This window comes from Paracoccus sp. (in: a-proteobacteria) (assembly GCF_032007265.1).
Lineage (GTDB): Bacteria > Pseudomonadota > Alphaproteobacteria > Rhodobacterales > Rhodobacteraceae > Paracoccus.
Map to the genome: position 1 here is coordinate 57,775 of NZ_DALZMB010000008.1, position 6,949 is coordinate 64,723.

Consider the following 6,949-nt stretch of genomic DNA (forward strand, 5'->3'; position numbering starts at 1 on the left):
GTCCCGGATTAAACTCCGCCCGGCAAATTTAGGGATAGGCGGCTGAAGGCCGGAATGGATTCAGCGGCCGCAACATCGCCGTAAGAGAGGAAATTGAATGTCTAAAGTCATCGGCATCGACCTTGGCACCACCAACAGCTGCGTCGCCATCATGGACGGCAGCCAGCCCAAGGTAATCGAAAACTCCGAAGGTGCGCGCACCACGCCCTCGATCGTCGGCTTTACCGACTCTGAGCGTCTTGTGGGTCAGGCCGCCAAACGTCAGGCCGTCACCAACCCGTCGAACACCGTTTTCGCCGTCAAGCGCCTGATCGGCCGCCGCGTGACCGACCCCGAAGTGCTGAAGGACAAGAACCTTGTGCCCTACGCTATCGTTGATGGCGGCAATGGCGACGCATGGGTCGAAGTCCATGGCGAGAAATACTCGCCCGCACAGGTCAGCGCGATGATCCTTCAGAAGATGAAGGAAACCGCAGAAAGCTACCTGGGCGAAAAAGTCGAGCAGGCCGTCATCACGGTTCCGGCTTACTTCAACGACGCGCAGCGTCAGGCCACCAAAGACGCGGGCAAGATTGCCGGTCTTGAGGTTCTGCGCATCATCAACGAGCCGACCGCAGCAGCACTTGCTTATGGTCTGGACAAGAAAGAATCGAAAACCATCGCGGTCTATGACCTTGGCGGCGGTACCTTTGATATCACCATCCTCGAAATCGACGATGGTCTGTTCGAGGTGAAATCGACCAACGGCGACACCTTCTTGGGTGGCGAAGACTTCGACATGCGCATTGTCCAGTATCTGGCCGATGAGTTCAAAAAAGAGCATGGCGTTGATCTGACCAAGGACAAAATGGCCCTTCAGCGCCTCAAGGAAGCTGCTGAAAAAGCCAAAATCGAACTGTCCTCGGCATCGCAGACCGAAATCAACCAGCCGTTCATCTCGATGGACAAAAACACTGGCACGCCGCTGCACATGGTCATGAAACTGACCCGTGCCAAGCTGGAAAGCCTGGTTGCCGATCTGATCAAGCGCACGATCAAGCCGCTGCAAGAGGCACTGAAAGACGCAGGCATGTCGAAAGCCGATATCGATGAGGTTGTCCTTGTCGGCGGTATGACCCGTATGCCCAAAGTCATCGAAGAAGTGACCGCTTACTTTGGCAAAGAGCCGCATAAAGGCGTGAACCCGGACGAAGTCGTGGCGCTTGGCGCGGCGGTTCAGGCTGGCGTTTTGCAGGGCGATGTCAAAGACGTTGTGCTGCTGGACGTGACCCCGCTGTCCTTGGGCATTGAAACGCTGGGTGGTGTCTTTACCCGCCTGATCGATCGCAACACGACGATCCCGACCAAGAAAAGCCAAGTGTTCTCGACCGCCGAGGACAATCAGAACGCCGTGACCATCCGGGTTTTCCAGGGTGAGCGCGAGATGGCTGCCGACAACAAGATGCTGGGTCAGTTCAACCTCGAAGACATTCCGCCGGCTCCGCGCGGTCTGCCCCAGATCGAGGTGACCTTTGACATCGACGCCAACGGCATCGTCTCGGTTTCGGCCAAAGACAAAGGCACGGGCAAGTCGCAAAACATCACGATCCAAGCTTCTGGCGGTCTGTCGGATGCCGATATCGAGCAGATGGTCAAAGACGCAGAGGCCAATGCCGAGGCCGACAAAGCCCGCAAAGAGCTGGTCGAAGCCAAGAACCAGGCTGAAAGCCTGATCCATTCGACCAAGAAGTCGCTGGATGAGCATGGTGACAAGGTTGACGGCTCGACCGTCGAGGTCATCGAGCTTGCCATCGGCGCATTGGAAGATGCGGTCAAGACCGAAGATGCCGGCAAGATCAAAGGTGCAATCCAGAACCTGATGGATGCATCGATGAAACTTGGCGAAGCCATCTACAAAGCCAGCGAAGCTGAGGCTGGAAATGCCTCTGCTGAGCGTGACGATGAGCCGCGCGATGTGAACGATGATATTGTTGACGCCGATTTCGAAGATCTCGGCGAAGACAAGAAGCGCAACTAATCGCGCGTAACCTGATAGGCCGGCCCGTCGCAAACCCGCGCGGGCCGGTCCAGTCATAAAAGGCCCGGGACGAATACCACATGTCTAAACGTGATTATTATGACGTTCTTGGCGTCTCGAAAGGCGCGTCCCCGGACGAGATCAAGAAAGCTTACCGCGCCAAAGCGAAAGAGCTTCATCCTGACCGTAACCGGGATTGCAAGACCTCTGAGGCGGCGTTCAAAGATGTCAACGAAGCTTATGAATGCCTGAAGGACGGACAGCGCAAAGCTGCATATGACCGCTTTGGCCATGCGGCCTTTGAAGGCGGCATGGGCGGATTTGGCGCGCGCGGGGGCCCACAGGGCGGCGATTTCGGCTCGGCTTTCGCAGATGTTTTCGAAGACCTCTTTGGCGATTTCATGGGCGGTCGTGGCGGCGCACAGGGCGGACGCCCGCGTGCCAGCCGTGGCCAGGATCTGCGCTATAACCTGCGGGTCTCGCTGGAAGATGCCTATAATGGCACGCAAAAAGCGATCACTGTGCCGACCTCGGTTGCCTGTGGCGGCTGTCAGGGCACCGGTGCCGAAGGCGCGGTTGACCCGGCCACCTGCCCGACCTGTTCAGGCATGGGCAAGGTCCGGGCAAGCCAGGGCTTTTTCACGGTCGAACGCACCTGCCCGACCTGTAATGGTCAGGGCCAGATCATCAAAAATCCTTGCGCTGAATGCCAAGGCGCCGGCCGCATCGAGAAAGAGCGCAGCCTTTCGGTGAACATTCCTGCGGGCGTGGAAACCGGAACGCGCATCCGTCTTGCCGGTGAGGGCGAAGCGGGTATGCGCGGCGGCCCCTCGGGCGATCTTTATATCTTCATCGAGGTGCGCGAGCATCCGATCTTTGTGCGCGATGGTCGTATCTTGGCCTGCCAGGTCCCGGTCAGCATCAGCACCGCAGCCCTTGGCGGCGAGATCGAGGTGCCCACGATTGATGGGGGTCGTTCGCGCGTAAAGGTTCCGGCGGGCACGCAGTCGGGCAAGCAATTGCGCCTGCGTGGCAAGGGCATGCCGCCCCTGCGTCACGGGGCCGGAATGCAAGGCGAACATGGTGACATGTTGATCGAGCTGACGGTCGAGACGCCCGTCAACTTGACGGCACGCCAAAAAGAGCTGTTGCGGGAATTCGACGGCATTCAGGCCGACAACAACCCACAAACCTCTGGTTTCTTCCAGAAGATCAAGGGCTTCTGGGACGAAATGAAAGGCTAAGACAGGCCCGGCACATGCCGGGCCTTTTCTTTACCGACCCTTGGGCAGCTGTCGGGCTTTAACCCCATCTTTACCGGTTGGGTGCAGCCTTGAAGCCATGACAACGAATCGCGCCTTTTCCGAACGTCCGCTGCCGCTTTTCTCGGCCGCGCCGCCACGCGACAGTGATGAATGCCCGGCAGCCGTCAACACGCCTGCATCTGGCCCCAAATTGCCCAGCTATCTGGCGGATCACCGCAGCCGCCTGCGCGAGCGCTTTATGACGGGTGGCGCAGCGGCAATGCCAGATTACGAAATCCTTGAGCTGGTGCTGTTTCGCGCCATTCCCCGCCAAGATGTAAAGCCCCTAGCACGTCGGCTGATCGATAGCTTTGGCGATTTCAATCGTGTCATTTCGGCAAGCCCGGCACGGCTGTCCGAGGTATCGGGCACCGGCCCTGCAGTCGTTCTCGAGCTGAAACTGATCGAGGCTGCGGCCCAACGACTGGCGCGTTCGCGCGTGATCAACCGCCCCGCGCTTAGCGGTTGGGATGCCTTGATCGATTATTGCCACACGACCATGGCCCATTCCGAAATCGAACAGTTCCGGGTGCTTTATCTGGACCGTAAAAACATTCTTATCCTTGACGAGGAACAGGCACGCGGCACTGTCGATCACGTGCCGGTCTATCCGCGCGAGATCATGCGCCGTGCTTTGGATGTCCATGCCAGCGCACTGATCCTGGTCCATAACCACCCCTCGGGTGATCCGACCCCGTCAGAGGCTGATATCATGATGACCCGTCGCATCGTCACCGCCGCCGATGTCATGGGACTGGTCGTGCATGATCATCTGATTATCGGGAAATCACGTGAAATCAGCTTTCGCAGCGAAGGTTTGCTTTAGTCACAGACGCGAAATCGCTCGAAACAGCCGATCCGTGCGAAAGCCCCCCCTTTTTCCGACCATTTTACCCCGAGTCGCCACGATAGGCTTTTGCAACCCCCGCTCTGGTAGCTCGATCCTGCCGCCCCACAGCCATGACGGGAAAATGCGCTATGATAGCGCTAGCCGCCTCCTCAAGGCGCAGCGAAAATCCCACACCTCATCGGAATACAGCCAATCGTGGGGCCAAGCGCGGCTGGACTGACACAATTTTGATCGCTACAACCGCCCCGCGAGGGCTGCGTCACGCGCGGCCCACTGTCGTATAGCCGCTTAGCCCCAGGGGGGCAGAATTGGAGATCTGATCGTGTCCCACGCAGACGAACACGCAGGCGATCACGGCGCCACCCGGAGAGATTTTCTTTACTACGCGACGGCCGGTGCCGGTACAGTTGCGGCCGGTGCGGCCGCCTGGACCCTGATCAACCAAATGAATCCCTCGGCCGACGTGCAGGCGCTCAGCTCGATCCAAGTCGATGTCAGCGGTGTCGAAAGCGGCACCCAACTGACCGTGAAATGGTTGGGCAAGCCCGTGTTTATTCGTCGCCGGACCGAGGAAGAGATCAAAGCTGGTCGCGAGGTTCAACTGAATCAGTTGATCGATGCCGATGCCGAGAATGCCAATAAACCGGGCGAGCCCGCGACTGACCAGAACCGCACCCTTGATGAAGCAGGCGAATGGCTGGTCATGATCGGCGTTTGTACCCATCTCGGCTGCGTCCCGATCGGGAATGGCGCCGGCGACTTCGGTGGCTGGTTCTGCCCTTGCCACGGATCGCACTACGATACTGCCGGCCGCATTCGGAAGGGTCCTGCACCGCAGAACCTGCATATTCCGGTCGCGGAATTCGTCACCGACACCACCATCAAGCTGGGCTGAGGAGAGCGCTATGGCTGGAATCCCCCACGACCATTACGAGCCGAAAACCGGCGCTGAGCGCTGGCTGAACCGCCGCCTTCCGATCGTCGGCCTGCTCTACGACACCCTGATGATCCCGACCCCCAAGAACCTGAACTGGTGGTGGATCTGGGGCATTGTGCTGGCATTCTGCCTTGCTTTGCAGATTGTTACCGGCATCGTGCTGGTCATGCATTACACCCCGCATGTCAGCCTGGCCTTCTCGTCGGTCGAGCATATCATGCGCGACGTGAATGGCGGCTATATGCTGCGCTACCTGCATGCAAACGGCGCTTCGCTGTTCTTTGCAGCAGTCTACATCCATATTTTCCGCGGCCTCTACTACGGTAGCTATAAGGCACCGCGCGAAATCACCTGGATCGTCGGCATGGTGATCTACCTGCTGATGATGGCAACGGCATTCATGGGCTATGTTCTGCCCTGGGGCCAAATGTCCTTCTGGGGCGCGACCGTGATCACCGGCCTGTTTGGCGCGATCCCGGGCATCGGCGAATCGATCCAGACCTGGCTTCTGGGCGGTCCTGCTGTTGATAACGCGACGCTGAACCGCTTCTTCTCGCTGCATTATCTGCTGCCTTTTGTGATCGCGGCTCTGGTCATCGTTCACATCTGGGCCTTCCACACCACGGGCAACAACAACCCGACCGGTATCGAAGTGCGTCGCACCTCGAAGGAAGAAGCACAGAAAGACACCCTGCCCTTCTGGCCCTATTTCGTGATCAAGGACCTTGTCGGCCTTGCGATCGTTCTGGTCGTCTTCTTTGCCATCGTCGGCTTCATGCCAAACTATCTTGGCCACCCCGATAACTATATCGAGGCGAACCCGCTGGCGACGCCTGCACATATCGTGCCGGAATGGTACTTCTTGCCCTTCTATGCGATCTTGCGCGCCTTTACCTCGGATGTCTGGCTGGTTCAGCTGGTCAACTGGGCTTCGTTCCGCATCATCGACGCCAAATTCTTCGGCGTTCTGGCGATGTTTGGCGCGATCATCGTGCTGGCACTGGTGCCGTGGCTGGATACGTCGCGCGTGCGTTCGGGCCGTTTCCGCCCGCAATTCAAGTGGTGGTTCTGGCTGCTGGTCGTGGATTTCGTGGTTCTGACCTGGGTGGGCGCGATGCCGACCGAAGGCATCTACCCCTATATCTCGCTGGCTGGCGCGACCTATTGGTTCGCTTACTTCCTCGTCATTCTGCCGATCTTGGGCGTGGTTGAGAAACCGCTGCCGATGCCGCAGACGATCGAAGAAGATTTCGACGCGCATTACGGCGCCAAAACCCATCCTGCCGAGTAAGGAGAGGCGACAATGACCATGAGAAATGTTTCGCTCACGGCGGTTGCGGCCCTGTCCGTTGCTTTGGCTGGCGGGGCAATGGCCCAGGACAACAGCACAGCAGCTGGCACGACCGCACCTGCAGGTTCGAGCTATCACAGCGGCCAGGCCTCGACGCCTGCCGCTGCAGCCCCCGAAGCCGCGGCCCCCGAGGCCGCAGCGACCGAGGCAGCCCCGGCTGGAGAGGCACCCGCTGCAGCAGCAACCGAAGCAGCCCCGGCTGCAGAGGCACCCGCCGAAGTAGCGACCGAAGCAGCCCCGGCTGCAGAGGCACCCGCTGCAGCAGCAACCGAAGCGGCCCCGGCTGCAGAGGCACCCGCCGAAGCAGCAACCGAAGCAGCCCCGGCTGCAGAGGCACCCGCAGAAGCAGCGACCGAAGCAGCCCCGGCTGCAGAGGCACCCGCTGCAGCAGCAACCGAAGCAGCCCCGGCTGCAGAGGCACCCGCTGCAGCAGCAACCGAAGCAGCCCCGGCTGCAGAGGCACCCGCTGCAGCAGCAACCGAAGCAGCCC

General features: G+C 59.5%; 5 protein-coding genes and 1 pseudogene. All 6 read left to right on the forward strand.

What is annotated here, in order from left to right:
- Nucleotides 1-97: 97 nt before the first annotated feature.
- Nucleotides 98-2,017 (forward strand): molecular chaperone DnaK, encoded by a 1,920-nt coding sequence (gene dnaK / locus RTS12_RS03400; RefSeq protein WP_312525497.1) that lies wholly within the window; start codon nt 98-100, stop codon nt 2,015-2,017.
- An 80-nt stretch (nt 2,018-2,097) separates the two neighbouring features.
- Complete coding sequence (gene dnaJ, locus RTS12_RS03405) at nt 2,098-3,261, forward strand: molecular chaperone DnaJ (RefSeq protein ID WP_312525499.1); 1,164 nt, start codon at nt 2,098-2,100, stop codon at nt 3,259-3,261.
- Between the two features lie 97 nt (nt 3,262-3,358).
- On the forward strand, nt 3,359-4,147 hold the full coding sequence (radC, locus tag RTS12_RS03410) for a RadC family protein (protein WP_312525501.1): 789 nt from the start codon (nt 3,359-3,361) through the stop codon (nt 4,145-4,147).
- Between the two features lie 346 nt (nt 4,148-4,493).
- Entirely contained in the window at nt 4,494-5,066 is a 573-nt protein-coding gene (petA, locus tag RTS12_RS03415) for a ubiquinol-cytochrome c reductase iron-sulfur subunit (protein WP_312525503.1), read from the forward strand.
- 10 nt (nt 5,067-5,076) lie between these two features.
- Nucleotides 5,077-6,399, forward strand: a complete 1,323-nt coding sequence (gene petB / locus RTS12_RS03420) for a cytochrome b (RefSeq protein WP_312525505.1) — start codon at nt 5,077-5,079, stop codon at nt 6,397-6,399.
- A 12-nt stretch (nt 6,400-6,411) separates the two neighbouring features.
- Nucleotides 6,412-6,949 (forward strand): annotated as a pseudogene (locus RTS12_RS03425) (cytochrome c1); the annotation flags it as partial.

Coding starts and splice junctions, on each gene's coding strand:
- dnaK (WP_312525497.1), top strand. CDS start 98: ATGTCTAAAGTCATCGGCATCGACCTTGGCACCACCAACAGCTGCGTC.
- dnaJ (WP_312525499.1), top strand. CDS start 2,098: ATGTCTAAACGTGATTATTATGACGTTCTTGGCGTCTCGAAAGGCGCG.
- radC (WP_312525501.1), top strand. CDS start 3,359: ATGACAACGAATCGCGCCTTTTCCGAACGTCCGCTGCCGCTTTTCTCG.
- petB (WP_312525505.1), top strand. CDS start 5,077: ATGGCTGGAATCCCCCACGACCATTACGAGCCGAAAACCGGCGCTGAG.